Raw genomic sequence first — 26,578 nt, 5'->3', positions numbered from 1 at the left:
GACTCAGCCCTGATTGAGCAGTTGACGCAAATCGATCACCGCCGCGTTGGCCCGGGAAATGTAGTTGGCCATGACCAGAGAGTGGTTGGCCAGTACGCCGAAGCCACTGCCGTTAAGGATCATCGGGCTCCATACCGGCTCCTGCGAGGCCTCCAGCTCACGAATGATCTGGCGCACGCTGACCGTGGCGTTTTTCTTGGCCAGCACATCGGCGAAGTCGACTTCGATGGCGCGCAACAGGTGCGACAGCGCCCAAGCCTGGCCGCGGGCTTCGTAGAACACGTTGTCGATTTGCATCCACGGCGTCTCGACGATTTCCTCGTCGACCTGCGGCACTTGGCCCGGTGCCACGACTTCGGTTTTCAATGCGGTATTGAGCTTGACCCGACCCACACTGGCCGACAGCCGTTGCGACAGCGAACCCAGGCGGGTACCGACATCACCCAGCCAGTTGTTCAGGTTGTCGGCACGGGCATAGAACAGCGCGCTTTTCTGGTTCGGATCGGACAGGCGCGCCTGATAGCGACTCAGGGAGTTGATGCCTTCCTGGTACTCGGACTCACTGGACGGCAGCACCCAGCTCTTGTTGTCGAAGTTGAAACGCGGCTCGGCCTTGGCCAGGTCGGCGTCTTCGGCGGACTGCGACTGCGAACGGGCGAAGTCTTTGCGCAACGCCCGGCTCAGGTCGCGGACCTGCACCAGCACGCCATATTCCCAGCTCGGCATGTTGTCCATCCACAGGCCTGGCGGGAAACGGTCGTTGGATATATAGCCGCCCGGCTTGGTCAGCAAGGTGCCGGCGACGGTCTTGAGGGTTTCCACCGTGGTGTAGCCGACGACCATCTGCTTGCCTTCTTTCTCGGCCGCCAGTTGTGCGGTTTGCTGGACCGGGAAGAGCGCCGGCTCCTGGCTCCAGTACCAGCCCAGGACACACGCCACCAACAGGTAGATGCCCAGCAGAGTGGCCAGCGCCCGGCTGAACAACAGACCACCCAGGTAACTGCGGGCCTCCGACTTCGGTTCAGCGGTACGTTCAGGCGCACTGCCTGTGCGGTTCTTCCAGTCCAGCATGGCGGTATCCTTTCAATCTCTTGAGTTCAACGATTCGACCACAACCATACAACAACGTGCCTTGGCCCGGCACCCGCCATTGCATCAATGGGGGGAAATTACCGGGCTTGTGGATGAAAAGTGTTTCTACCCACGCGACGACGCGGCGGCCGTCGAAATCCCCCTGAGGGTTTGCATTGCCCTCTCTAAGGGAATCCCTGATCCCCTGAAGCCAAAAAAACAGCCAGATCAGCACGGGCCAAAGATCATGAATGGCCAACTATCAGTCACGCGCCAATTGCCGACCCGCGTCCACCAAGTGCCCTGAATAAAGCACTTCGCCCCTGCACACCGCGACTTTAAAGGGCCGAACCAGACTACCCGGTCACAAACTGAATGAGGTCGCATTGCAGATTATTGACGTACAGCACTCATGTAATGGGAAAGTGATGCTAGCATAGGGCCACCAGTCGACCTCAGTGTGCACCCTAACTAGTAGTCAGGATATGACCGAGCCAGAAGACCCGAGCCGCGAGCGCCTCAAGCACCACTTTGCCCAGCGGGTAATTCATCAGGCTCGTCAGATTCTTGAGATATGGCAGCGCCTGCAACGCAGCGAGTGGTCCACCGCCGACCTGTCGGAACTCAGCGAGGCCAATCTGCGCCTGCTGCGTTTCGCCGAGCGCTTCGAGCAACCGGAACACACGCAACTGGCGCGTCATATCGGTCAATCCCTGGAGGCGGTCGACGCCAACCGCGGACGCCTGAGCAGCGGTCTGATCACCGACCTCAACCGCTTGATGCAGCGCCTGTCACGCACCGGCCTGCGCCATGGCGACCAACTCGATCAAACCTTCCTGCCGCCACTGCGCAAGCCCATTTATGTGATGCTGCAGGATCACGATCGCGCCGAGCGCCTGGCCAAACAACTGGAATTCTTCGGGCTCAGCGCCCAGTCCCTGGACAGCGTAGACGCGTTTCGCTCGTCGATGGTCGAGCGCCTGCCGGCGGCGATTGTGATGGACGTGGACTTCAGCGGCCCCGGTGTCGGCCTGAAGCTGGCCGCCGAAGCCCAGGAAGGCCTTGACCATCGTTTGCCGCTGCTGTTCTTCAGCCTGCACGAAACCGACACACCGACCCGCCTCGCCGCCGTGCGTGCCGGAGGCCAGGAGTTCCTCACCGGCACCCTCGAAGCGTCGAGCCTGCTGGAGAAAATCGAAGTCCTGACCTGCGTCGCCCAGTACGAACCTTATAAAGTGTTGATCATCGACGACTCCCGCGCCCAGGCCCTGCACACCGAGCGCCTGCTCAACAGTGCCGGGATCGTCACCCGAACATTGATCGAGCCGATCCAGGCCATGGCCGAACTGGCGGACTTCCAGCCGGACCTGATCATCCTCGACATGTACATGCCGGCCTGCACCGGTACGGAACTGGCCAAGGTGATCCGTCACAACGACCGTTATGTCAGCGTGCCAATCATTTACCTGTCGGCCGAAGACGACCTGGACAAGCAACTCGACGCCATGAGCGAGGGCGGCGATGACTTCCTGACCAAACCGATCAAGCCCCGGCACCTGATCACCACCGTGCGCAACCGTGCAGCAAGGGCGCGCAACCTCAAGGCACGGATGGTCCGCGACAGCCTCACCGGCCTGTACAACCACACGCACATCCTGCAATTGCTCGAAGACTGCTCGTTCCGCGCCCGCCGCGAGAACAAGCCGCTGAGCTTTGCCATGCTCGACATCGACCACTTCAAACGGGTCAACGACAGCCACGGCCACCCCATGGGCGACCGGGTGATCAAGAGCCTGGCGCTGTTTCTCAAGCAACGCCTGCGCAAAACCGACTTCATCGGCCGCTACGGTGGCGAAGAGTTCGCCATCGTCATGCCGGACACCGATATCGAAGCGGCCTACAACGTGCTCGATGAAATCCGTCAGCGTTTTGCCGAGATTCACTACCCCGCCCAACCCCAGGACCTGTGGTGCACCTTCAGTGCCGGGGTGGTGGAGTTCTGCGAAAGCTCCGACAGCCTGATGATGGCCAGCCTGGCAGACGAGGCGCTGTACCGTGCCAAGGGCGGCGGACGCAATCGCGTACAGACCGCTCGCACATCAAAGCAAAGTGCCACTTTTTCATCGGAATCGACCGATACAGTCATAACCCTGTAACAGAAACGCAATAACTTCAGGCGCTTACCATTTCTGCCGTTGGTAGTCCTTAATGCGCCTGAAGCTGCTGACCAATCTCAATACCCTCCTTTTGGTGGCCGTGTGCGTGGCCCTCGGCGCCACGCTGTGGTGGTCGCAAAAAGCCCTTGAGCGTCCGTATCTATTAATGGAGCGCTACCTGGGCCTGTCGCAGCAGTTTCAGAATGAAGTCGCCCGCAGCGTCGAGGATTACCTTGGCAGCGGCGATGCGCTGCGCCTGAGCAGTGCCGCCCAAGGCATCGACAGCCTGCAAAAACAACTCGGCGAATTGCCACCCGCCTTGGCCGAGACCTTGCGCCCGAGCCTGTCGACCCTTGAAGAGTTCAGCAAGACCGACCTGCTGGCAGCCGGCAAACTGGCCGGCGATCCGCAAGCACTGCTGCTGCAGGCCGAACGGGAACTGGGAGCCAGTCTCGATCAGCTCAGCCAGTACGCCAGCGGCAATGCCGCCTATCTGACACCGCTGCTCAGCGCATCGCAGCACCTGGGCAAGTTGTCCCTGGCGCGGGACAAACTGGTCAGTAGCGGCCGCAGCGAACTGGCCGCCGACGTCGAACGTGAAGTGACCAACATCCGCACCCAGGCAGAAAAACTCGATGCCCTGCCCTTGCTGGGGGTGACCTCCAGCAGCGAATCGAACACCGATGATTTCGCCGCGATGATGGGCCTTGAGAATCAGGAAAAAACCGTCGCCGAAGATGCCGGCGTCGGCCTCAAGCGTGAACTCAACAGCCTGCTCACCCGCTACCCGGCCGAGCTCGCGCGCACCCGCGATCAAATCGGCAAACGCGCTGACCTGAGCACCGCGACTCACCTGAAAATCGCCGACGTGCAACAGGCCATTGCCGGGCTGGAGCCGGTGGTACGCGCCCAGCACGGGCAGATTCAGGGTGAAGTGCGGCTGATGCAAGGCGTGATGATCGGCTTGATCCTGTTGATCGCGCTGCTGATCGACACCCTGCAGCGCAAACTGGCCCGGACCCTGACCAATCTCGCCCCGGCCCTGTCGACCTGGGCCGAAGGCGACTTCAGCCGCGACATTCAACTGGGCAACACCAACCGCGAATTGCATGACATTGAAGCCTCGCTCAACCGCTTGCGCGCATATCTGGCGGACCTGGTGGGGACCATTCGCCTCAATGCCGAGCAAGTGGCCGGCAGCAGCCGCACCCTGGCCGACCTGAGCAACGATTTGCATGACGGTGCGCAACATCAGGCCGGCGACACGGCACTGATCCGCGACTCTCTCAGCGAACTGGAAGCGACCATCCAGCAAGTCGCCGGCGATGCCAGCCAGGCTGCCGACGCCAGCCGCCACGCCGGCCTGGCCGTGGAGCACGGACAGAAAGTCATCGGCCTGAGCCTCACCGGCCTGCATGCGCTGGTGGATGAAGTGCAAGGCAATGCGCAAATGATCGAACACCTGGCCGAGGAGTCGGCCACCATCGGCGTCGTGTTGACGGTGATCCGCTCGATCGCCGACCAGACCAACCTGCTGGCCTTGAACGCTGCCATCGAGGCGGCCCGGGCCGGGGAAATGGGCCGCGGCTTTGCCGTAGTGGCGGAAGAGGTGCGCTCACTGGCGCAACGGACCGCCGGGGCCACGGCAGAAATCCAGACGCTGATCGCCGGGCTGCAAACTGCCGCGCGGCAGTCGGTGGAAGGCATGCGTGCCCAGGTCGAACACGCCGAAGCCACGGCCAGCCAGGCCCAGGCCGCCGATGGCGCGCTGGATAAAATCGTCGGGGCGATCCAGACCATTTCCGACACGGCGGTGCGCATCGCCGATGTCACCGCCCAGCAAAGCGGCGCGGTCAGCGAGATTCGTGATCACAGCGAGCGGATTCATCAGTTGGGTGGGGATAACTTGCTGCGCATTGGCGAAGGGCGTGAGCAAGGGGAAAACCTGCTGGTGCTGGGTGGGCGATTGCACACCGCCGTTCAAGCCTTCCGCGTCTGACAGACCGCCTTCGCGAGCAAGCCCGCTCCCACATTTGATTTGTGCACGACGCAAATCCCCTGTGGGAGCGAGCTTGCTCGCGATGGCGTCAGAACATTCACAGCAGACTCCTGCTCTGCACGCCTGGCCACTGTCCGCTATCATCCCCCCAATTCCGATACGCGAGATCGTCATGCGCCGTTTGCTCTGCCTGCTGCTTTTAGTATTCGCCCTGCCGGCCAGCGCCACCGGCTTGCTGGAAAATCGTCCCAGCTCCAGCCTGGGCTCGATCAACAACAGCGCCGACTTCCTGCCCGTGCGCGAAGCCTTCCAGTTGAGCCTGGTAGAAAGCACGCCGCAATCGATCAAATTGCGCTTCGTCGCCACTGAAGGCTATTACCTCTACCGTCACCGCTTCCAGTTTCGCGCCGATCCGGCCGAAGTCGTGCTCGGTGCGGCGAAACTGCCCAATGGCCAGAAAAAGCACGATGAGTACTTCGGCGACGTCGAGGTCTACCACGGCATTCTCGACGTCGAACTACCGCGCACCGATCAGCGGGCCTTCACCCTGGCCGTGACCTATCAGGGTTGCGCCGATAAAGGCCTGTGCTATCCGCCGGAGACCGAGCGCCTGAGCATCGACGGCAGCGGCGTGGCGACGACGACGGCATCTCAATGGAGCTGGCGCGAGCTGGCATTGTTTTTCCTCGCGGGCCTGGGCCTGACCTTCACACCCTGCGTGCTGCCCATGCTGCCGATCCTGTCCGGGGTGGTGCTGCGCGGCCAGGTCGGTGGCTGGCGCGGCTTTAATCTGTCACTGGCCTATGTGCTGCCGATGGCCGCGTGCTTTGCCCTGCTCGGTGCGCTGATGGGCCTGTTCGGTGCCCAGCTCAATCTGCAGGCGCGGCTGCAATCGGCTTGGGTGCTGGTGCCTTTTGCGATGTTTTTTGCGCTGTTCGCGCTGGCGATGTTCGGTGTCTTCGAACTGAAACTGCCGCACGCCATCAGCAGTCGCCTGGACCGCATTGCCGGCCGCACCGAAGGCGGATCACTGTGGGGTGCCGCGGTGTTGGGCGTGGTCTCCAGCTTGCTGGTTTCACCCTGTGTTTCGGCACCACTGGCCGGCGCGTTGCTGTACATCAGCGCCAGTGGCGATGCGCTGGGCGGCGGCCTGAAACTGTTCATGCTCGGCCTCGGCATGGGGGCACCGCTGTTGCTGGTGGCCACCGGTGGCGCAGCCTGGTTGCCAAAAAGCGGTCCGTGGCTGGTCTACGTGAAAAACGCGATAGGCGTGTTGTTGCTCGGGTTAGCCGTCGGCTTGCTCAGCCGCGTCCTGCCGGGCCAGGTCACCTTGCTGCTGATCGGCTTGCTGGCCGGCGGCGTCGGCCTGTTCATGGGGGCGCTGGAATTCGTCTATAAACCACCACGCAAACGTCTCGGACAGTTGCTCGGCATGTTCCTGGTGTTTTACGCGCTGGCCTGCTGGTACGGCGCGTTCAGCGGCCAGACCGACCCGTTCAACCCGATAGGCCAGCCTCGCATCGTCGACAACCGCGGCCAGGAACAAATCTCCAGCGCCTGGCAAACCGTCAGCACGCCGGCCGATCTGGAACGCGCACTCGCCGACGCACGCTCCTCCGGCACACCGCTGCTGCTCGACTGGTATGCCGACTGGTGCATCAGTTGCAAAGTCATCGAGCGTGAGGTGCTGGACGACCCTGTCGTCATCGAACGCCTCAAGGGTTACCGGCTGATCCGCTTCGACATCACCGCCAGCAACGCCGAGCAACGCGCCCTGCTCGACCGCTACCAGTTGTTCGGCCCCCCGGCCCTGATGTTTTTCGGCAAGGACGGTGTCGAACGCGCCGATGTGCGGGTGATCGGCGAGATCAACGCCAAAGACTTCGCCGAACGTGTTGCCAGGGCGAATGACCACACTTAATCAAGCAGTCATATATTTCGCGCAAACATCGGTCATCGTGCTGCCTATTGCAGAGAACTGGACAGTCACAAAGGCTTTGCGGCATAGTCGCCGGGTTCTGACAATTGCTCACGGAAAATAAAGGAACAGCCGATGGCGACCCTACTGGTTCTGCACGGACCCAACCTGAACTTGCTCGGCACTCGTGAACCGGGCACCTACGGCGCCACGACGCTGGCGCAGATCAACCAGGACCTGGAACGCCGTGCCCGCGAAGCCGGTCACCACCTGCTGCACCTGCAAAGCAATGCCGAGTACGAATTGATCGACCGTATTCACGCTGCCCGCAGCGAAGGCGTGGACTTCATTTTGATTAACCCGGCAGCTTTTACACATACAAGTGTCGCATTACGTGACGCGCTGCTGGCGGTGAGCATCCCATTCATCGAAGTGCATTTGTCCAACGTGCACAAACGCGAACCTTTCCGCCATCACTCTTACTTCTCCGACGTAGCGGTGGGAGTGATCTGCGGCCTTGGCGCCAGCGGTTACCGACTGGCCCTGGAGGCCGCCCTGGAACAGCTTGAACAACAAGTTAACCGCCCCTGACCGACCCTTGGGAGTTGATGATTCATGGATATCCGTAAAGTTAAGAAACTGATCGAATTGCTGGAAGAGTCCGGCATCGACGAGCTCGAGATCAAGGAAGGCGAAGAGTCCGTACGCATCAGCCGTCATAGCAAGACCCCGGCTCAGCAGTACTACGCGCCGGCTCCAATGCCTGCTCCGGCTGCCGCGCCTGTCGCTGCCGCCGCTCCGGCTGCCGCTGCCGCACCTGCTGCCGCCGCCGCACCAGCGCTGAACGGCACCGTTGCCCGTTCGCCAATGGTCGGTACGTTCTACCGCAAGTCTTCGCCAACCTCGCCGTCCTTCGTTGAAGTCGGCCAGACCGTGAAGAAAGGCGACACCCTGTGCATCGTTGAAGCCATGAAGATGATGAACCACATCGAAGCTGAAACCAGCGGTGTGATCGAATCCATCCTCGTCGAAGACGGCCAGCCGGTTGAGTACGACCAACCGCTGTTCACCATCGTTTGAACCGCGGAGAGCCTTTGATGACTGCGAAGTTGGAAAAAGTTCTGATCGCCAACCGCGGTGAGATCGCCCTGCGGATCCTGCGCGCCTGCAAAGAGATGGGCATCAAGACCGTCGCCGTTTACTCCAAGGCTGACAAGGAACTGATGCACCTGGGCCTGGCAGACGAATCCGTCTGCATTGGACCGGCATCGGCCGCCCACTCCTACCTGCACATTCCGGCAATCATTGCCGCAGCCGAAGTGACGGGCGCCACCGCCATTCACCCGGGCTACGGCTTCCTTGCGGAAAACGCCGACTTCGCCGAGCAGGTCGAGAATTCCGGCTTTGCGTTCATTGGCCCGAAAGCCGAAACCATTCGCCTGATGGGCGACAAGGTATCGGCCAAGCACGCCATGATCGCAGCTGGCGTACCGACCGTTCCGGGTTCTGACGGCCCGCTGCCGGAAGACGAAGAAACCGCTCTGCGTATTGGTCGCGAAGTGGGTTACCCGGTGATCATCAAGGCCGCTGGCGGCGGTGGTGGTCGCGGCATGCGCGTTGTGCACAAGGAAGAAGACCTGATTTCCTCGGCGAAACTGACCCGCTCCGAGGCAGGCGCGGCGTTCGGCAACCCGATGGTCTATCTGGAAAAATTCCTGACCAACCCACGCCACGTGGAAGTCCAGGTTCTTTCCGACGGCCAGGGCCAGGCTATCCATCTGGGCGACCGCGATTGCTCGCTGCAACGCCGTCACCAGAAGGTTCTTGAAGAAGCGCCGGCACCGGGCATCGACGAACAGGCCCGCCAGGAAGTTCTGGCTCGCTGCGTCAAGGCGTGCATCGACATCGGTTACCGTGGCGCGGGCACTTTCGAGTTCCTGTACGAAAACGGTCGTTTCTACTTCATCGAGATGAACACTCGTGTCCAGGTAGAGCACCCGGTTTCGGAAATGGTCACCGGCATCGACATCGTCAAGGAGATGCTGAGCATCGCCGCCGGCAACAAGCTGTCGTTCACCCAGGATGACGTGGTCATCCGCGGTCACGCGCTGGAATGCCGGATCAACGCCGAAGACCCGAAAACCTTCATGCCGAGCCCTGGCACGGTCAAGCACTTCCACGCTCCAGGCGGCAACGGCGTTCGCGTCGATTCGCACCTGTACAGTGGTTATGCCGTTCCGCCGAACTACGATTCGTTGATCGGCAAGCTGATCACCTACGGCGCAACCCGTGACGAAGCCATGGCGCGCATGCGCAATGCGCTGGACGAGATCGTGGTTGACGGGATCAAGACCAACATCCCGCTGCACCGCGACCTGACCCGCGATGAAGGCTTCTGCAAAGGGGGCGTGAACATTCACTACCTCGAGCACAAGCTGGCTGGCGAGAAGCACTAAGCTTTAGCTGGCACACGACAAAGCCGCCTTCGGGCGGCTTTGTTGTATCTGGGCATTTCATCAGATAGGTGGCCTTGCACAATCCCTGTGGGAGCGGGCTTGCCCGCGAAGACGTCGGCACATCCGACATCAATGCGACAGACAGTACGGATTCGCGAGCAAGCCCGCTCCCACAGGCACAGCGGACTCCCACAAAACCCCCGCTCTCGCGTAAACTTGCGTCCTTCTCGCAGCCCGCCAGGCTGCAATCAACATTTTTCAAAGGTGCCCGCCATGCCTTGGCTGCAAGTACGTCTCGCCATCAGCCCAGAACAAGCCGAAACCTATGAAGACGCTTTCCTTGAAGTGGGTGCCGTATCGGTGACCTTCATGGACGCCGAAGATCAACCGATCTTCGAGCCGGAACTCAACACCACGCCACTGTGGTCGCACACGCACCTGCTGGCCCTGTTCGAAGGTGGCACCGAGCCTGGCCCGGTACTGGCCCACCTGGAGCTGCTGACCGGCAGCCCGCTGCCTGAACACCACAGCGAAGTCATCGAAGACCAGGATTGGGAGCGCAGCTGGATGGACGGATTCCAGCCGATGCGTTTCGGCCAGCGCTTGTGGATCGTGCCGAGCTGGCACGCCGCACCGGAACCTGACGCAGTGAACCTGTTGCTTGATCCGGGCCTGGCGTTCGGCACCGGCACCCACCCGACCACCGCACTGTGCCTGGAATGGCTCGACGGACAGGACCTGAAGGACTGCAACGTGCTGGACTTCGGCTGCGGTTCGGGGATCCTGGCGATCGCCGCGCTGTTGCTGGGCGCCAGGGAAGCCGTGGGCACCGACATCGACGTGCAGGCGCTGGAAGCCTCCCGTGACAACGCCGGGCGCAACAACATCGCCGAACACCTGTTCCCGCTGTACCTGCCGCAAGACCTGCCACAAGTGCAGGCCGACGTGCTGGTGGCCAATATCCTCGCCGGCCCGCTGGTTTCCCTGGCGCCGCAGCTGTCCGGCCTGGTCAAGTCGGGCGGTCGCCTGGCGCTGTCGGGCATCCTCGCCGAACAAGGCGACGAAGTCGCTGCTGCCTACGCCAAGGACTTCGATCTGGATCCGATCGCCAATCGCGATGGCTGGGTGCGCATCACTGGCCGTCGGCGCTAGAATGGCCGCCTGCATAATCCGGAACGCCGCATGACCGATAGCTTCGTCACTCAGTGCCCGCATTGCCAAACCAGCTTCCGCGTCAGCCATGCCCAATTGAGCGTGGCTCGCGGCGTGGTTCGCTGCGGCTCCTGCCTGCAGGTGTTCAATGCCGCCAGGCAGTTGCTTGAGCAAGCCGGCAAGGAACCACCGGTAGGCGCGCCGTTACCGCCCGTGCAGCCTGCCGAACCGCTCGAGCCATCGGCACCGCGCGCCATCAGCCAAAAGCAATGGAGCGCGACCGAACTGGACCTGGACAGTCTCGACCTTGACGAAGAACTCGCCCGGCTCGAACAACGGGAAATCCAGCCGGCCACCGAGCTCGGCCGCCATCGCGATGACTCGCTGAGCGCCCGCCGCGACAGCACCGGGCAGGATGACGAGGAGCCGTGGTCCGACAGCCTGTTCAGTGAGTCGGCGGCCGATCGTGCGCAAGTCGACGAACCGTTCGACCACCTTGAAACACCTGAGCCGACGATCGAATCGGGCAAAGCCTCGCGCACCGAACCTTCGCTGTCCCTGGAACCGGTCGATCTCGACGACGAACTGCAGCCACCCCAATTGCGCTTGCACGACCCACTCGATGCGCCGCTGCACCACGAACGCCTATCGGCCGCCGACAAGAACGAAATCGACGACAACCTGCCCTCGATCGAACCGCTGCGCAAGCGCCGCGAACGCAGCGAGACGGGCCCGCGTGCCGAAGTACTGCAAGACCTGACCGACGACCCGCTGCAACTGGACTGGCAAAAACGCCGCTCGCCCTGGGGCCGACGGCTGTTGTGGTTGCTGCTGGTGCTGATCGCCGCGGGCGCGCTCGCCGGCCAGTACATTGCCTATCATTTCGACGAACTGGCGCGGCAGGATCAATATCGCCCGTGGTTCCAGCAACTGTGCCCGCAAATCGGCTGCACTGTGCCCTCCAAGGTCGACATTGCAAAAATCAAAAGCAGCAACCTGGTGGTGCGCAGCCATCCCGAATTCAATGGCGCGCTGGTAGTTGATGCGATCATCTATAACCGCGCTCCCTTTTCCCAGCCCTTCCCGCTGCTGGAATTGCGCTTCGCCGACCTCAATGGCCATCTGATCGCCAGTCGCCGTTTCAAACCCGGCGAGTACCTCAATGGCGATCTCGAAGGCATGGCGGAAATGCCTCCGCAGACGCCGATCCACATCGCCCTGGACATTCTCGACCCCGGCGCCAAGGCCGTGAACTACAGTCTGAGCTTTCACTCTCCGGAGTGAAGCGTGTCATAGCTCCCCGATGACGTCGGCTTTCTGACTCCCCCTGGCCAACCAAACCACGGGGAATAACAGAATAACTGTTCAGATTTTGTTCAATTCAGCCTTTATCCAGTCATCGAGAGCGGGTATCATGCCAACCCTTTTTCGAACTCTCATGATCCGGCCCCACAACAGGGAAGTCCTATGTCGGCGGTACGCATCGGCCCATACACATTACATAACAGCTTGATTCTCGCCCCCATGGCGGGTGTCACCGACCAGCCCTTTCGTCAGCTGTGCAAGCGCTTGGGTGCGGGACTGGTCGTCTCGGAAATGGTCACCAGCGACATGAGTTTGTGGAACACCCGCAAATCGCGCATGCGCATGATCCACACAGGCGATCCCGAGCCACGCTCGGTACAGATCGCCGGTGGGGACGCGCAGATGCTGGCGGACGCTGCCCGTGCCAACGTTGAAATGGGCGCGCAGATTATTGATATCAACATGGGCTGCCCGGCCAAGAAAGTCTGCAACAAGGCTGCCGGTTCCGCACTGTTGAAGGATGAAGCCCTGGTAACCGAGATCCTGCAGGCCGTCGTGGCTGCGGTCGATGTGCCGGTCACCCTGAAGATCCGGACCGGCTGGGACCGGGACAACAAGAACGGCCTGACGGTGGCGAAGATCGCCGAGCAGGCAGGCATTACGGCGCTGGCAGTGCATGGCCGCACCCGTGCCGACCTGTATACCGGTGAGGCCGAGTACGACACCATTGCCGCGATCAAGCAGGCGGTGTCGATTCCGGTCTTCGCCAACGGCGATATCGATTCGCCGGAAAAAGCCCGGTACGTGCTCGACGCGACCGGTGCCGATGGTTTGTTGATTGGCCGGGCTGCCCAGGGGCGGCCATGGATTTTTCGCGAGATCGACCATTTCCTGCGTACCGGCGAGAAACTCCCGGCGCTGGAACTGATTGAGGTGGAACGCATCCTGCTAGAGCATCTGGCTGCCCTGCACGCCTTTTATGGCGATGTCATGGGTGTACGCATTGCTCGAAAGCATGTGGGCTGGTATCTCGCAACCCTGCCGGGCGCCAGGGAGTTTCGCGCCCACTTCAATCGTTTGGATGGTACGGATACACAATGCGCCAACGTTCGGGCGTTTTTCGCCGAGCGTTACAAGAGCCTGACAGGGGACGGAGAGTGGGTGGCCGCATGACGATGATGACCGAGACTTTAGTGAGTGGAACAACACCCGTGAGCGACAACGTGAATTTGAAACAGCACCTCAATACACCGAGCGAAGAGGGCCAGACCCTTCGCGGGAGTGTCGAGAAGGCGCTGCACAATTATTTCGCCCACCTTGAGGGCGCTGCCGTCACTGATGTGTACAACCTGGTGCTCTCCGAAGTCGAGGCTCCCCTGCTCGAGTGCGTGATGAACTACGTCAAGGGCAACCAGACCAAGGCCAGCGAGATGCTCGGACTGAACCGGGGCACGCTGCGCAAGAAACTCAAGCAGTACGATTTGCTGTAAGCATTCAATCAAACCAGAAAGGCGCCCGCGTAAAACCGGTCGCCTTTTTTGCTGACTTCCTTTGCTTTTGATGGAAATTGAGATGACCGACCAGACTACCCGCCTGCCGATCCGCCGCGCCTTGATCAGCGTTTCCGACAAGACCGGGATCCTCGAATTCGCCAAGGAGCTTGAAGCCCTGGGCGTCGAGATCCTCTCCACCGGCGGGACGTTCAAGCTGCTGCAGGACAACGGCGTTGCCGCAGTGGAAGTCGCGGATTACACGGGTTTCGCCGAAATGATGGACGGCCGGGTGAAAACCCTGCACCCGAAAATCCACGGCGGGATCCTCGGTCGTCGCGGCATCGACGACGCGATCATGAACGAACACGGCATCAAGCCGATCGACCTGGTCGCGGTCAACCTGTACCCGTTCGAAGCCACCATCAACAAGCCAGGCTGCGACCTGCCGACCGCCATCGAGAACATCGACATCGGCGGCCCGACCATGGTTCGTTCGGCCGCGAAAAACCATAAAGACGTAGCGATCGTGGTCAATGCCAGCGATTACGCCAGCGTCCTGGAAAACCTCAAGGCCGGCGGCCTGACCTACGCTCAGCGCTTCGACCTGATGCTCAAGGCATTCGAACACACCGCCGCCTACGATGGCATGATCGCCAACTACATGGGCACCGTGAACCAGGCGGCCGACACCCTGAGCACAGAAGGCCGCAGCGAATTCCCGCGCACCTTCAACAGCCAGTTCATCAAGGCCCAGGAAATGCGCTACGGCGAGAACCCGCACCAGAGCGCGGCGTTCTACGTGGAAGCCAAGCCTGCCGAAGTCGGCATCGCCACCGCAACCCAGTTGCAAGGCAAGGAACTGTCGTACAACAACGTGGCCGATACCGACGCCGCACTGGAATGCGTGAAGAGCTTCGTCAAGCCGGCTTGCGTGATCGTCAAACACGCCAACCCGTGCGGCGTGGCTGTCAGCCCTGACGCCGAAGGCGGCATCCGCAAGGCCTACGACCTGGCCTATGCCACCGACACCGAATCCGCCTTCGGCGGGATCATCGCCTTCAACCGCGAACTGGACGCCGAGACCGCCAAGGCCATCGTCGAGCGCCAGTTCGTCGAAGTGATCATTGCCCCGAGCGTCAGCGAAGAAGCCCGCGCCATTGTCGCCGCCAAAGCCAACGTACGCCTGCTGGCCTGCGGCGAGTGGTCGGCTGACCGCGCCGCTGCCTGGGACTACAAACGCGTCAACGGTGGCCTGCTGGTGCAGAGCCGCGACATCGGCATGATCGGCGCCGACGACCTGAAAGTGGTGACCAAGCGCGCACCGACCGAACAGGAAATCAACGACCTGATCTTCGCCTGGAAAGTCGCCAAGTACGTGAAATCCAACGCCATCGTCTACGCCAAGAATCGCCAGACCATCGGTGTCGGCGCCGGCCAGATGAGCCGCGTGAACTCCGCGCGCATCGCTGCCATCAAGGCAGAACATGCCGGCTTGCAGGTGCAGGGTGCGGTCATGGCCTCGGACGCGTTCTTCCCGTTCCGCGACGGCATCGACAACGCAGCCAAGGTCGGCATCACTGCGGTGATCCAGCCTGGCGGCTCGATGCGTGACAACGAAGTGATTGCAGCCGCTGACGAAGCCGGCATCGCCATGGTCTTCACCGGCATGCGCCACTTCCGTCACTGATACGACGATCAACTGTGGGAGCGGGCTTGCTCGCGAAGACGGCGGCACATTCAATATTGATGTGACTGAAGCACCGCTTTCGCGAGCAAGCCCGCTCCCACATAAGAGCATCCCAGCGGTGCTATCAAGAATTAGCGTCATCCGAGGTTTTTGAAATGAATGTTTTGATCATTGGCAGCGGTGGCCGTGAACACGCCCTGGCCTGGAAAGTGGCTCAGGATCCGCGCGTGCAGAAAGTGTTCGTGGCGCCGGGCAACGCCGGTACCGCCATCGAAGCCAAGTGCGAGAACGTCGCCATCGACGTGCTGGCGCTTGAGCAACTGGCGGATTTTGCCGAGAAAAACGTTTCCTTGACCATCGTCGGTCCTGAAGTGCCGCTGGTTGCCGGTGTTGTGGACCTGTTCCGCAGCCGCGGCCTCGACTGCTTCGGCCCGACCGCTGGCGCTGCGCAGCTGGAAGGTTCGAAAGCCTTCACCAAGGACTTCCTGGCTCGCCACAAGATCCCGACTGCCGACTACCAGAACTTCACCGAAATCGAGCCGGCCCTCGCCTACCTGCGTGAAAAAGGCGCTCCGATCGTGATCAAGGCCGACGGCCTGGCCGCCGGTAAAGGCGTGATCGTCGCCATGACCCTGGCCGAAGCCGAAGACGCCGTGCGCGACATGCTGGCGGGCAATGCCTTTGGCGATGCGGGCTCGCGCGTGGTCATCGAAGAGTTCCTGGACGGCGAAGAAGCCAGCTTCATCGTCATGGTCGACGGCAAGAACGTACTGCCGATGGCCACCAGCCAGGACCACAAACGCGTCGGTGACGGCGACACCGGTCCGAACACCGGCGGCATGGGTGCTTACTCCCCGGCGCCAGTGGTCACCGCCGACGTGCACAAGCGCGTCATGGACCTGGTGATCTGGCCGACCGTGCGCGGCATGGCCGAGGAAGGCAACGTCTACACTGGCTTCCTGTACGCCGGCCTAATGATCGACAAGGCTGGTAACCCAAAAGTCATCGAATTCAACTGCCGTTTCGGCGACCCTGAAACCCAGCCGGTGATGCTGCGCCTGCAGTCGAGCCTGGTGTTGCTGGTCGAAGCCGCCCTGGCCCAGGCGCTGGATAAAGTGGAAGCGCAATGGGATCCACGTCCGAGCGTCGGCATCGTTCTGGCCGCTGGCGGCTATCCTGGTGACTACGCCAAGGGCACAGCCATCAAGGGGCTGGATGCAGCTGCCGCACTGGAAGGCAAGGTTTTCCACGCAGGTACCGCGCTCAAGGACGGTCAGGTAGTCACCGCCGGTGGTCGTGTGTTGTGCGCCACAGCCATGGGTGCCAGCGTCGACGCTGCACAGCAGCAGGCCTACAAGCTGGCGGCAACGATTGACTGGGAAGGCTGTTTCTATCGCAAGGACATTGGCTACCGCGCCATTGCCCGCGAGCGTGGCGAAAGCCAGGAATAAGGTAGACACCGCACCAGGCAATGAACACGGTTCATTGCCTGGCTATTCCGGCGCCGCGCATCGTTATATTCTGGCATCAACCTAACGAAGGGATTTCGCCGTGCGCTGGCTCAGGATTGCCATAAGCTTAACCGTCACATTGCTGACCCTGCTCTGCATGCTACCGGCCCAGGCCGCGCAAGGCAGTGGCTGGGCGGTATTGCTCGACGAACAGGGCGACCTGCAACTGAGCGACATCCGTTCCGCACGCTACACCAATCAATTCAGCCCCATCGAACTCGACCGCATTACCGCGGCTGAACCCGATGGCGCGCTATGGTTGCGATTCAAGCTTGCACCGGGCAAGCACGAACAGGTGCTGCGATTGTTCGCGCCTGACCTGCGCCAGTTCAACATGTACGTACTGGACGGCGACAAGCTGATCGACCAATCCAGCACAGGCAACGAACAACCCCAATCCGAGCGTCCATTGCCCAGCAGCGACTTCATGCTGCCCCTGCCGCAAAGCGACAGCCCTCTGGACATCTACCTGCGACTGGCCTCCGATCACCAGTTACGCCCCTACATCACTCTGCAATCGGCGGTCATCGCGGCTGCCAACCAGAACCAGACGCTGATCTATGGCCTGCTGTTCGGTTGCATCGCCATGCTGATCCTGCACAACCTCATCCGCTACGCCTACACCCGCTCGCACAGCGCCCTCTGGCTGGCAGCGTGCGAAGGGCTGTTGATGCTCAGCCTGCTGCTGTTGCTGAACCTCGCTGGCCCCTGGCTACCGGACTGGCACGCACTGCAAACACCGGGGGCTTACCTGGCATTGCTGCTGACGGCGCCCTGCGGCCTGATGCTTGCCTATCGCTTCTTCTCCCCGCTCGGGCCGCACCCGCTGAACCGGTTGCTGCTCGGCGAGGTCCTGCTGATCACCGCCTGCGGCCTGATGCTGCTGTTCGTCAATACCTTGCCGCTGAACTTCATTACCTACGGCCTGGTAGCCCTGGCTGGTCTGACCATGCTGTTCATCAGCGCCTATCACTGGCAAAAAGGCTATCGCCCGGCTCGTCTCTTCGTGGCGGCCATGGTGGTGTTCAACCTCGGCACCCTCGTCATCCTGCCTGCGCTGTTGGGGCTGACCCTGGTCGAACCCCATGGCCTGATCACCACCTTGCTGGTGTTCATCTGCATCAGCGGCCTGCTGATGAGCATCGCGTTGAGCGAGCGCCAGCGCCGCATCACCGAAGACCGCTTCAGCATCAGCCGCGACCTGGCGGCCAGCAATGCCGAGATCAATGCCAAGGCCGAGTTCCTGGCGAAGATCAGCCATGAAATCCGCACCCCGATGAACGGCGTTCTCGGCATGACCGAGCTGCTGTTGGGCACACCGCTGTCGGTCAAGCAACGCGACTATGTGCAGACGATCCACAGCGCCGGCAACGAGTTGCTGACACTGATCAACGAAATCCTCGACATTTCCAAACTCGAGTCCGGACAGATCGAACTGGACGATGTGCAGTTCGACCTCAACGCGCTGATCGAAGACTGCCTGAGTATCTTCCGCGCCAAGGCCGAGCAGCAAAACGTCGAGTTGATCAGCTTCATCCAGCCGCAAGTGCCACGGGTGATCAGCGGTGACCCGACACGCCTGCGCCAGACCCTGTTGAGCCTGCTCGAAAACGCCCTGAAAAAAACCGATGAAGGCGAAATCCTGATCGTCGTGGCGCTCGACGAACGCAACGCCAAACCGCGCCTGCGTATCGCCGTGCAGGACAGCGGCGAGCCGATGGACGCCGAAGAACGCGACGCCCTGATGCATGCCGAACTGCACAGCCGGCATTTTCTGTCGGCCACCCACCTGGGCGGCAACCTGGGCCTGGTGATTGCCCGGCAACTGATACGCTTGATGCATGGGGAATTCGGCATCAAGAGTGGCAGCAACCAGGGCAGCACCCTGTGGCTGACCCTGCCGCTGGATCCGGATCGCCTCGAACACCCGACCTCCGACCTCGACGGCCCGCTGCAAGGTGCGCGGGTATTGGTGGTGGACGACAACGACACCTGTCGCAAGGTGCTGGTGCAGCAATGCAGCGCCTGGGGCCTGAACGTCAGCGCCGCGCCTTCCGGCAAGGAAGCGCTGGCACTGCTGCGCACCAAGGCGCATTTGCGCGATTACTTCGATGTGGTCCTGCTGGACCAGAACATGCCCGGCATGACCGGCATGCAACTGGCGGCCAAGATCAAGGAAGACCCGAGCCTGAACCATGACATCCTGCTGATCATGCTCACCGGCATCAGCAATGCGCCGAGCAAGATCATTGCGCGCAACTCCGGGATCAAGCGCATCCTCGCCAAACCGGTGGCCGGCTACACCCTCAAGACCACCCTGGCCGACGAACTGACCCAACGCAACAAAGGCCTGGTCATCACGCAATCACTGCCAAGCGGCCCGCCCCCGCCGATCAAGGTCCCCAGCGATTTCCGCATTCTGGTGGCCGAAGACAACAGCATTTCGACCAAGGTGATCCGCGGCATGCTGAGCAAACTCAACCTGCAACCGGATACCGCCTGCAACGGCGAAGAAGCCTTGCAGGCGATGAAGGCCCAGCGTTACGACCTGGTGCTGATGGACTGCGAAATGCCGATCCTCGACGGCTTCTCGGCTACCCAGCAATTGCGTGCCTGGGAAGTCGGCAACCAGCGGGTCCGAACCCCCGTGGTGGCATTGACCGCCCACATCCTGGCCGAACACAAAGAGCGTGCGCGCCAGGCCGGAATGGACGGACACATGGCCAAACCGGTCGAACTGTCACAACTGCGTGAATTGATCGAACACTGGGTCGCCCAGCGTGACCAGCAGAATCGCGCAACGACCCAAACGTCCTGAGCCGACAGACTGCGCAACCCCTGATAGACTCCCCCTCGACTTCCCTCGCCAGTGAGCCCGGCCCCATGCTCCATGTGTTGTTCAGCGTTTACCTGAAGATGCTGGTGCTCTACAGCCCATTCTTCGTGTTGTCCTGCTTCATCAGCCTGACCCGTGGTTATTCGCGCAAGGAACAGCGACGGCTGGCCTGGAAAGTGGCGGTCGCCACACTGGTCTCCAGTGTGCTGCTGTACTTGTTCGGCCGAGTGATTTTCAGTGTTTTCGGCATTACCGTGGACGCATTCCGCATCGGTGCCGGTAGCGTCCTGTTCATCTCGGCGTTGGGGATGGCACAAGGCAAATCGGCGGTACAGACCGACAACGTGCAGCAGGATGTGACCATCGTCCCGTTGACCATTCCACTGACCGTCGGCCCCGGTACCATCGGTGCGTTACTGGTGATGGGCGTGAGTCAGCCGCACTGGGACGACAAACTCACCGCCATTGTCGGCATTGCCATGGCCAGCTTTACCGTGGGCGTGGTGCTGTTTTTGTCCGGTCGAATCGAGCGCATTCTCGGTGATCAGGGATTACAGATCGTCAGCCGTTTGATGGGGCTGTTCGTATGCGCACTGGCGGCGCAGATCATCTTCACCGGGGTGAGAGGCTACCTGGTGCCTTGAAGCGGCTGCTTGTCCGACCCCGAAAACAAGGCCCTGTGCATCAATCACAGAGCCTTGTCTTTTATTGCGTGCACAGCCTTTGAGTCAGGACTGGAGTTTGCGCACGAAGACCTTGTTTGAATAAGCTTCGATTTTTTCGTGGACCCGTTTACGGTAGTTTTCAAACGCCCGTCGATCGAACACAAACACCCCGCCACCGGGAATGATCGCCAGCTCTCGATCGAACTCGCTCCACAGGAAAAAGTCACTTTCAATCACGGTCGCGCTGTAGCGCAAGCCCAGCAGACAGACGACCACTTCACCCGAGGCGAGCCGCTCGCAAGGTGCGCACTTGAGGATACCCGAACCGCCATTGGCAACATTGCCGCGAAAGAAGTCCCAGGCAAACTCATCCAGCCGCAATGCCTGATAGGTGTCCTCGAGAAGCTGGCTCAAACGCTCCACACCCAGGTCGCCAATCACGCTGTAACTGGCACCGAGCAATTGTCGGACACTCGTGACCCGGATCGGATCGGCTGGAACGATGGTCTTGAGCCTGTATCCCGCCTTGATCAATCGCCCTTGAAAATAATCGAACCAGGCCTTCCTCGACACCTGGCCAGGGTATTTCTCATTGGCCGCCAGTTCCGCGTACAACAGGCAATCCTGTATATCCTCCTGATCTTGCGAACTTACCTGCTGGGTAAAGGACAACAGGCAACCACCCACGACGACAGCATTAACAGACGCCGGCATATTCACCCCATACAGTCAGTGCTTTAATCGGTTAAATTGATCAAAGCCTGTCCGACTTATTGACCTGCCAATTGTTTGAAAAGACCATCGGCAAATTCGTCGTTATAGGCATATACCATGCTCTTCTTCCGCTCGAATGCACGTCGATTAAACTTGCGCACGCCGGCGCCCTGGAAAACCTGCAAACCTTGAGTTTTGTAAGTCACGAATAAAAAGTTGCCGTTGTATTCCTTGTCCACCAAGTCCAAGCCCCCCATCAACATGGACATGCCACCGCCTGGCGTCGTAATGCAAGGCACAGCCTTGAAGCTGATGACGTCGTTTTTCTTGCTGCCAGCATCGACAATCTTCAATGCATCCTTATCGCCTTTGAGCGTGCTGAAACCCGACGCCACCAGGTTCAGGACGCTGCTTGCCCCACCGGAAACAACGGTCTCAAGCACTTGCAAAATGGCTTCATTCATCGTGATGGTGAGCTTTTTGCTGACGTATTTCTTGTAGGTGAAGCTTTCCGTCACCCAGCCCACCGCCAACAATGCCTCGTTGTACTTCTTGTAGCGGTCTTCGTTGCTGGTTTCGTTGGGCAGGCGCCGGACCACCGCTTCGGCAAACTGCTGGCAGTCCAGTGCATCCTGCCTGTCCTCCTCCGAAAGCGCCTGGTCGAACACCACCAGCGAGGGGCCTACTACCGAAGCCCCTAAACCTTTCGCTGACGAGTCACTCGATACGGCGCCCAGGGTCGAGGTGGAACGCTTGGTTCGCGCCCGTGGCACGACGTTTTCAAGTTCTGCCGCAATACCTTCGAAATACTTATCCTGCAAGGCATCATCAAATGCGACCTGAGCCACTGAATAATCTTTTATATCGACCATTTAAATCTCCATTTAATCAATAAGCCGCTTCATGCGACCCGCTGAAAACTAAAGCGAAGAATTGAGTCGGTCAAAGTAAAAACACTCAGGACTTATTTCAGGAGTTACTAGATAACCAAAAGGCCCGCGACAACTTTCGTCAATCGCAGGCCCTATCGTTAGTTATTGCCTTGAACATCAGCGACTTTGAACAAAGCCGCTTTCACTCAGGTGGTTGGCTTGCTTGGGTACCAGCGCGGCGTGTACACCCAATCACCGCCGCCGACCCGCGGAAAAACACAGGTCAGGGATGAGCCGATCAAAACCATCGTGCGCATATCGACCTGGTCGGGGGTCAATTGGCCGAGAGTCGTGACGCGCAAGGTCTGACCCGGCCGGCCAATGTCCCGCCCCAACACGACAGGGGTTTGCGGCATACGGTGCCGGGCGACGATTTCAAGCGCCTGGCCCAGTTGCCATGGCCGCGAACGGGAAATCGGGTTGTAGAACGCCAGCGCCAGATCGGCTTGAGCGGCCAGGTCCAGGCGTTTTTCGATGATTGCCCAAGGCTTGAGGTTATCGGACAGCGACAGCACGCAGAAATCATGACCCAGCGGTGCGCCGGCCTGGGCGGCCGTCGCCAGCGAGGCGGAAACCCCCGGCAGAATCTCGAGATCAACGTTATGCCAATGGACGTCAGTGGATTCATGCAGCGCTTCCAGCACCGCCGCAGCCATGGCAAAAACCCCCGGATCCCCCGAAGAAACCACCACCACCGAACGCCCCTGGGCTGCCAGTTCGAAGGCGTGACGGGCGCGTTGCATCTCTTCGCGGTTGTCGGTGCAATGCAGCACCTGATCGGCACGAAACGGCCCGGCCATGCGCACGTAGGTTTCGTAACCCAGCACGTCGGTTGCGCGGGCCAGTTCCGCCTTCACGGCCGGCACCATCAATTCGGCGGCGCCCGGCCCGAGGCCGATCACTGCCAGTCGTCCACGCGGGCGGCCGATCTGCAACGGGTCCAATGGCTGCTCTGCCACCGCAATGGCAACAGTGTCGTTACCCAGCATGGAAACGGGCTGGGCTATGGCAGTACTCAGACGTTCGCCAAGCACCTTCTCAGCGCTGGCAAAACGCAGCGGCACGCCCAATTCAAGCGCCGTTTCGCGCAACCCCGGGCAGGCCATTTCGGTGTCGGGAGCCAACAGGCAGGCCAGCGACTGCACAGCGATTTTTGCCTGATGCAATGCCTCGCGCACCGCCCTCGCGACGTTTACCAGACCAGCATCCACAGCGACCACCACGTTGCGTGGGTAGATTAACAATTCGTTAGCCGCGGGTGTCCGTTCGGCATGACTGACATGCACCGCCAAGCGGGCCTGCGCATCTTCGGGCAACTGCGCCTGCGCCAGCCACGGGGCCTCACCTTCGATGCGCACCGTTTCACCGGCGAGCAAATCGGAAACGAAACGCTTGCCCAGTTCCAGATCGCCAAGGGCATAACCGCTGGGCGGGTTGAGCAGGCAAGTGCCAAAACGCAACTCGCCGCTGGTGGTGATCGCCGCAGCGACTTCAAGCGCGGCGGCAATCTCCCGCGCCATCACATTCACCCCGCCGAGACCACCCAGCAGTGGAACCACGGCGCTGCCGTCTTCGGCCACCGCCAATACCGGTGGCTCGGCGCCCTTTTCCAGCAACAAGGGCGCCAGCGTGCGGATCACAATCCCGGCGGCGCACAGGGCAATCACTGGTGTGCCCTGTTGATAGAGCTCGCGCAGGGTCGCACCGAATTCGTGATAGACCCGATCCGCGCCTTCGACCCGTTCAGCCAGGCCGTGGATCAGCGCATCGGGATAAAGTTGTTGAATCCTGTGTGCGGTCGCGAGGCTGCCATTGCCGAGAATGACAATCGCCGGAACTGGACGGGTCATCAGCCTTGCCACCTTTCACCGGGAACGATGATCAACGAGAAGTACGGCGAAGACATCGGCTCGACCTGATCCAGCGGCACGATCTTCTGATTGGCCATGGTTGCGCGTTCGACGTACAGCGCACGCTCGGCCAGGCCGAGCTCTTCCAGCACCTGGCGTACCTTGGGAAAGTTGCGTCCCAGTTTCATGATCACCGCCGCATCGGCATCGGCCAGGCGACGCTTGAGTTCGTCGTGCGGCAGCACACCGGACAACACCGACAGACTCTGATTGCGATACACCAGCGGCGCACCGAGCACCGAGGCACCACCGAGCATCGAGCACACGCCAGGCACGACTTCAGCCTGATAACGCTGGGCAAGCCGGTCGTGCAGGTACATGTAGGAGCCGTAGAAGAACGGGTCGCCCTCGCAGATCACCGCCACATCGCGGCCTGCGTCGAGATGCGCGGCCAGTTCTGCGGCGGCGTCATCGTAGAAGTCGCTGATCACTTGCTCGTAGGACAACGGCGCCGGCAAGGCTTCGGTGGTCACCGGGTACACCAGTGGCAACAAATTCTGTGCGTCCTGCAGGTGGGCTTCGATGATACCGAAAGCGTTGCCCTTCTTGCCCTTGGCGACGAAGTACGCCACTACAGGCGACTCGCGCAGCAGCCGCAGCGCCTTGACGGTAATCAGTTCCGGATCACCGGGACCGACACCAAGGCCGATCAAACGTCCAGTTTGCTGCATCATTCGATCTCCGTGGCGAGGGCATTGACGGCGGCGGCAGCCATGGCGCTACCGCCCAGGCGACCCTGCATGATGACAAACGGCACGCCGCGGCTGTCAGCCGCCAGCGCTGCCTTGGATTCGGCGGCGCCGACGAAACCCACAGGGAACCCGAGGATCAGCGCCGGTTTCGGTGCACCGGCGTCGAGCATCTCCAGCAAATAGAACAGCGCCGTCGGGGCGTTGCCGATGACCACCACGCTACCTTCCAGATGGGGACGCCACAGTTCCAGCGCAGCGGCTGAGCGGGTGTTGCCCAACTCACGGGCCAGTTCCGGAACGCTTTCGTCGCGCAAGGTGCAGATCACCGGATTGTTCGCCGGCAAACGCGCGCGGGTCACACCTTCGGAGACCATTCGCGCATCGCACAAAATCGGCGCGCCGGCCGCCAGCGCATCACGCCCGGCCTTGCCCGCCCCTTCGGAAAACTGCAAACCGTCGATGGCCTCGACCATGCCGCAGGCGTGGATCACACGGACTGCGAGTTTCTCCAGATCGGCCGGAATTCGGTCGAGGTTGGCCTCGGCGCGAATGATCGCGAAGGAGTTGCGATAGATCTCCTGACCGTCGCGGATGTAATCAAGCATCAAGGGGGCTCCGTGAGCGGGCGTCGAGCAAGGCCGCGACCGCTTCAATAGTAAGGTTGCGTGCGTGCAGCGCGCCGAAACCCGGCTGCGCTGCATCGCGAAAATAGAGATCGTAGTGACCGGGGGAGAGGGCCAGCAAGGTGACGGGCGCCGTATGCGCCGCGGCACAGGAACGCGCGCACCCGCTCAAATGCACGCTCGGCGTTTGCCTGTGACGTTGCAGCAATGTAGCCAATTGCAGGGCATCGCCCTTGGTCTCGGCCAGGCCTTTGGCGCAACCGTTTGAGCCGGTGCAGGCGATCAGCCGGGACAATGGCTGATCGGCTTCGCACTGCAGACCCAGACACTGCAGTCGCCGAATGACCTCAGCGGCATTTTCCGCACGGACATTGGGCACCAGCAGACTTTGCCAGGGTGTGAAACGCAGGCTCGAATCACCGAGCTCGCAGGCCACTTGCGCCACGCCCCGCAGCATCGTCGGATCGAGCCGCCCCAGTGGCGGGACAGCCCCTACATAGACAACGCCGGACTCGGCCTGGGGATGGACGCCGATGTGCAAATCGCTGCCAGTCGAAACCCGCTGCCAACCGACAACCGCTTGCATCGGTAATCGCTCAGCCAGCCGAAGCAAAACACCCTCGGCCGAATGCTCGGCCAGCAAATGACGCATCCGCGTCTGCTCGGGGCGCGCCAGTTCAAGGAACAACTCAAGGACCGCGACCACCAGCGCATGCCCGTCAGCGAGTGCAACCGAACCGGCGGGGCTGTCCGTCGGGCATCCCGCCAAACCGAACGCCAACCGTTGCTCGCCGCCCTGGTCAAACGCCGAAAGCCACAGGTCATGGGGATGTTCGAGCATCGCAAGGTCTTCACCGCCATCAAGCTGCAGGGCGAACTTGGCACTGAGGTCGTGAAAAACTTCGTGGCTCTGCAATGTGGCAAGGATCTGCCCGGCCAGCGGCCGAGTGTCGAACAGCATGCGCCGGTCGATCCCGGCGCCGGGGCTGAGCATCAGGTTGCGCACATCGTCGCCAGCCGCCGTTCGCGGTCCCAGACCGGCAGCCAGCAGGCTGTCGATCAACGCCGATTGCTCATTGCCAATTCCGCGGATCTGCAGGTTGGCCCGGTTGGTCGCCTCGATCGCTCCGCTGGCGTAACGCTCGGCTGCAGACGCCACGGCCTCGGCCTGGACGCTGTTGATCGAACCACCGTTCAACTTGATCCGACAGATGCCGCCATCCAGCGCCGGCACAATACGCAGCAACCCCGGGCAAGCCGAGGGGCGTAAGGCAGCGGACAGCGGACGTTCGTTCAAGGCGGACCCGTTCAGGTGGCGAGGCGATTCACGGCGAAAGTGCGCGGTATTATGCCTGCTTTACTTCGCCGCATGAAAAGACTCCGGTCGGGAAGAGAAGGCAGTCAGCTCAAGGAACCCGCGCTATCATGCCGCCCAACAACGTTGAACGCGTGATTGAG

The 26,578-nt window shown here is 61.2% G+C and carries 21 protein-coding genes; 14 read left to right on the top strand and 7 right to left on the bottom strand.

Annotated elements, in window-relative coordinates; translation table 11 throughout:
• Positions 1–3: 3 nt before the first annotated feature.
• Positions 4–1,071: a DUF2333 family protein gene (locus KW841_RS11945; RefSeq protein ID WP_007971356.1), complete on the bottom strand. Its 1,068-nt coding sequence runs from the start codon at positions 1,069–1,071 to the stop codon at positions 4–6.
• A 485-nt stretch (positions 1,072–1,556) separates the two neighbouring features.
• Between KW841_RS11945 and gcbA the strand changes: the two genes are divergently transcribed.
• The 14 genes from gcbA to KW841_RS11875 all read left to right on the top strand — a co-directional run bounded on the left by gcbA (position 1,557) and on the right by KW841_RS11875 (position 20,228).
• Positions 1,557–3,227 (top strand): diguanylate cyclase GcbA, encoded by a 1,671-nt coding sequence (gene gcbA, locus KW841_RS11940; RefSeq protein ID WP_007971357.1) that lies wholly within the window; start codon positions 1,557–1,559, stop codon positions 3,225–3,227.
• A gap of 52 nt (positions 3,228–3,279) precedes the next feature.
• Positions 3,280–5,226 carry a methyl-accepting chemotaxis protein gene (locus KW841_RS11935; RefSeq protein ID WP_218476151.1) on the top strand — a complete coding sequence of 649 codons (1,947 nt, stop codon included), beginning with the start codon at positions 3,280–3,282 and terminating at the stop codon, positions 5,224–5,226.
• A 172-nt stretch (positions 5,227–5,398) separates the two neighbouring features.
• Positions 5,399–7,147: a protein-disulfide reductase DsbD gene (locus KW841_RS11930; RefSeq protein ID WP_218476149.1), complete on the top strand. Its 1,749-nt coding sequence runs from the start codon at positions 5,399–5,401 to the stop codon at positions 7,145–7,147.
• 132 nt (positions 7,148–7,279) lie between these two features.
• Positions 7,280–7,735: a type II 3-dehydroquinate dehydratase gene (gene aroQ, locus KW841_RS11925; protein ID WP_007971361.1), complete on the top strand. Its 456-nt coding sequence runs from the start codon at positions 7,280–7,282 to the stop codon at positions 7,733–7,735.
• A 24-nt stretch (positions 7,736–7,759) separates the two neighbouring features.
• Positions 7,760–8,224 (top strand): acetyl-CoA carboxylase biotin carboxyl carrier protein, encoded by a 465-nt coding sequence (gene accB / locus KW841_RS11920; RefSeq protein ID WP_007971363.1) that lies wholly within the window; start codon positions 7,760–7,762, stop codon positions 8,222–8,224.
• A gap of 17 nt (positions 8,225–8,241) precedes the next feature.
• Positions 8,242–9,600, top strand: coding sequence for an acetyl-CoA carboxylase biotin carboxylase subunit (accC, locus tag KW841_RS11915; RefSeq protein ID WP_007971365.1), 1,359 nt, complete (start codon positions 8,242–8,244; stop codon positions 9,598–9,600).
• Between the two features lie 273 nt (positions 9,601–9,873).
• Entirely contained in the window at positions 9,874–10,752 is an 879-nt protein-coding gene (gene prmA, locus KW841_RS11910; RefSeq protein WP_015093304.1) for a 50S ribosomal protein L11 methyltransferase, read from the top strand.
• 30 nt (positions 10,753–10,782) lie between these two features.
• Positions 10,783–12,036, top strand: a complete 1,254-nt coding sequence (locus tag KW841_RS11905) for a DUF3426 domain-containing protein (protein WP_218476147.1) — start codon at positions 10,783–10,785, stop codon at positions 12,034–12,036.
• A 183-nt stretch (positions 12,037–12,219) separates the two neighbouring features.
• Complete coding sequence (gene dusB, locus KW841_RS11900) at positions 12,220–13,230, top strand: tRNA dihydrouridine synthase DusB (RefSeq protein WP_218476145.1); 1,011 nt, start codon at positions 12,220–12,222, stop codon at positions 13,228–13,230.
• Positions 13,227–13,547: a DNA-binding transcriptional regulator Fis gene (gene fis, locus KW841_RS11895; protein ID WP_015093301.1), complete on the top strand. Its 321-nt coding sequence runs from the start codon at positions 13,227–13,229 to the stop codon at positions 13,545–13,547. The genes dusB and fis overlap by 4 nt, the downstream gene beginning before the upstream one ends.
• An 82-nt stretch (positions 13,548–13,629) precedes the next feature.
• Complete coding sequence (gene purH / locus KW841_RS11890; protein ID WP_104451499.1) at positions 13,630–15,237, top strand: bifunctional phosphoribosylaminoimidazolecarboxamide formyltransferase/IMP cyclohydrolase; 1,608 nt, start codon at positions 13,630–13,632, stop codon at positions 15,235–15,237.
• 155 nt (positions 15,238–15,392) lie between these two features.
• Positions 15,393–16,688 (top strand): phosphoribosylamine--glycine ligase, encoded by a 1,296-nt coding sequence (purD, locus tag KW841_RS11885; RefSeq protein WP_095964762.1) that lies wholly within the window; start codon positions 15,393–15,395, stop codon positions 16,686–16,688.
• 100 nt (positions 16,689–16,788) lie between these two features.
• On the top strand, positions 16,789–19,566 hold the full coding sequence (locus KW841_RS11880) for a hybrid sensor histidine kinase/response regulator (RefSeq protein WP_218476143.1): 2,778 nt from the start codon (positions 16,789–16,791) through the stop codon (positions 19,564–19,566).
• 65 nt (positions 19,567–19,631) lie between these two features.
• Positions 19,632–20,228, top strand: coding sequence for a MarC family protein (locus KW841_RS11875; protein ID WP_116582447.1), 597 nt, complete (start codon positions 19,632–19,634; stop codon positions 20,226–20,228).
• An 84-nt stretch (positions 20,229–20,312) separates the two neighbouring features.
• On the opposite strand, the gene KW841_RS11870 is transcribed toward KW841_RS11875, so the two are convergent.
• From KW841_RS11870 to cobG, 6 genes are all read right to left on the bottom strand, one after another.
• Positions 20,313–20,864: a hypothetical protein gene (locus KW841_RS11870; protein WP_256357779.1), complete on the bottom strand. Its 552-nt coding sequence runs from the start codon at positions 20,862–20,864 to the stop codon at positions 20,313–20,315.
• Positions 20,865–21,019: 155 nt separating this feature from the next.
• The gene (locus tag KW841_RS11865; protein ID WP_218476139.1) at positions 21,020–21,835 is read right to left on the bottom strand and encodes a hypothetical protein; all 816 of its coding nucleotides are present in this window, start codon (positions 21,833–21,835) and stop codon (positions 21,020–21,022) included.
• Between the two features lie 206 nt (positions 21,836–22,041).
• Complete coding sequence (cobJ, locus tag KW841_RS11860) at positions 22,042–23,745, bottom strand: precorrin-3B C(17)-methyltransferase (RefSeq protein WP_218476137.1); 1,704 nt, start codon at positions 23,743–23,745, stop codon at positions 22,042–22,044.
• Positions 23,745–24,476, bottom strand: coding sequence for a precorrin-2 C(20)-methyltransferase (locus KW841_RS11855; RefSeq protein WP_218476211.1), 732 nt, complete (start codon positions 24,474–24,476; stop codon positions 23,745–23,747). Before KW841_RS11855 ends, cobJ begins: the two co-directional genes overlap by 1 nt.
• Complete coding sequence (locus tag KW841_RS11850) at positions 24,476–25,102, bottom strand: precorrin-8X methylmutase (RefSeq protein WP_007979603.1); 627 nt, start codon at positions 25,100–25,102, stop codon at positions 24,476–24,478. The genes KW841_RS11855 and KW841_RS11850 overlap by 1 nt, the downstream gene beginning before the upstream one ends.
• Positions 25,095–26,417, bottom strand: a complete 1,323-nt coding sequence (gene cobG / locus KW841_RS11845) for a precorrin-3B synthase (RefSeq protein WP_218476135.1) — start codon at positions 26,415–26,417, stop codon at positions 25,095–25,097. The genes KW841_RS11850 and cobG overlap by 8 nt, the downstream gene beginning before the upstream one ends.
• Positions 26,418–26,578: the final 161 nt, after the last annotated feature.

Source organism: Pseudomonas sp. PDM28, from assembly GCF_019219115.1.
GTDB classification, from domain to species: Bacteria; Pseudomonadota; Gammaproteobacteria; order Pseudomonadales; family Pseudomonadaceae; genus Aquipseudomonas; species Aquipseudomonas laurylsulfatiphila.
This window is presented reverse-complemented; position numbering and strand designations above follow the sequence as displayed.

Excerpts from the sequence above, each read along its gene's own strand:
- purD (WP_095964762.1), top strand. The coding sequence starts at position 15,393 with ATGAATGTTTTGATCATTGGCAGCGGTGGCCGTGAACACGCCCTGGCC.
- KW841_RS11935 (WP_218476151.1), top strand. The coding sequence starts at position 3,280 with ATGCGCCTGAAGCTGCTGACCAATCTCAATACCCTCCTTTTGGTGGCC.
- cobJ (WP_218476137.1), bottom strand. The coding sequence starts at position 23,745 with ATGACCCGTCCAGTTCCGGCGATTGTCATTCTCGGCAATGGCAGCCTC.
- KW841_RS11945 (WP_007971356.1), bottom strand. The coding sequence starts at position 1,071 with ATGCTGGACTGGAAGAACCGCACAGGCAGTGCGCCTGAACGTACCGCT.
- KW841_RS11850 (WP_007979603.1), bottom strand. The coding sequence starts at position 25,102 with ATGCTTGATTACATCCGCGACGGTCAGGAGATCTATCGCAACTCCTTC.
- accC (WP_007971365.1), top strand. The coding sequence starts at position 8,242 with ATGACTGCGAAGTTGGAAAAAGTTCTGATCGCCAACCGCGGTGAGATC.
- purH (WP_104451499.1), top strand. The coding sequence starts at position 13,630 with ATGACCGACCAGACTACCCGCCTGCCGATCCGCCGCGCCTTGATCAGC.
- KW841_RS11865 (WP_218476139.1), bottom strand. The coding sequence starts at position 21,835 with ATGGTCGATATAAAAGATTATTCAGTGGCTCAGGTCGCATTTGATGAT.
- aroQ (WP_007971361.1), top strand. The coding sequence starts at position 7,280 with ATGGCGACCCTACTGGTTCTGCACGGACCCAACCTGAACTTGCTCGGC.
- KW841_RS11875 (WP_116582447.1), top strand. The coding sequence starts at position 19,632 with ATGCTCCATGTGTTGTTCAGCGTTTACCTGAAGATGCTGGTGCTCTAC.
- accB (WP_007971363.1), top strand. The coding sequence starts at position 7,760 with ATGGATATCCGTAAAGTTAAGAAACTGATCGAATTGCTGGAAGAGTCC.
- KW841_RS11855 (WP_218476211.1), bottom strand. The coding sequence starts at position 24,476 with ATGCAGCAAACTGGACGTTTGATCGGCCTTGGTGTCGGTCCCGGTGAT.
- KW841_RS11930 (WP_218476149.1), top strand. The coding sequence starts at position 5,399 with ATGCGCCGTTTGCTCTGCCTGCTGCTTTTAGTATTCGCCCTGCCGGCC.
- dusB (WP_218476145.1), top strand. The coding sequence starts at position 12,220 with ATGTCGGCGGTACGCATCGGCCCATACACATTACATAACAGCTTGATT.
- gcbA (WP_007971357.1), top strand. The coding sequence starts at position 1,557 with ATGACCGAGCCAGAAGACCCGAGCCGCGAGCGCCTCAAGCACCACTTT.
- fis (WP_015093301.1), top strand. The coding sequence starts at position 13,227 with ATGACGATGATGACCGAGACTTTAGTGAGTGGAACAACACCCGTGAGC.
- KW841_RS11905 (WP_218476147.1), top strand. The coding sequence starts at position 10,783 with ATGACCGATAGCTTCGTCACTCAGTGCCCGCATTGCCAAACCAGCTTC.
- prmA (WP_015093304.1), top strand. The coding sequence starts at position 9,874 with ATGCCTTGGCTGCAAGTACGTCTCGCCATCAGCCCAGAACAAGCCGAA.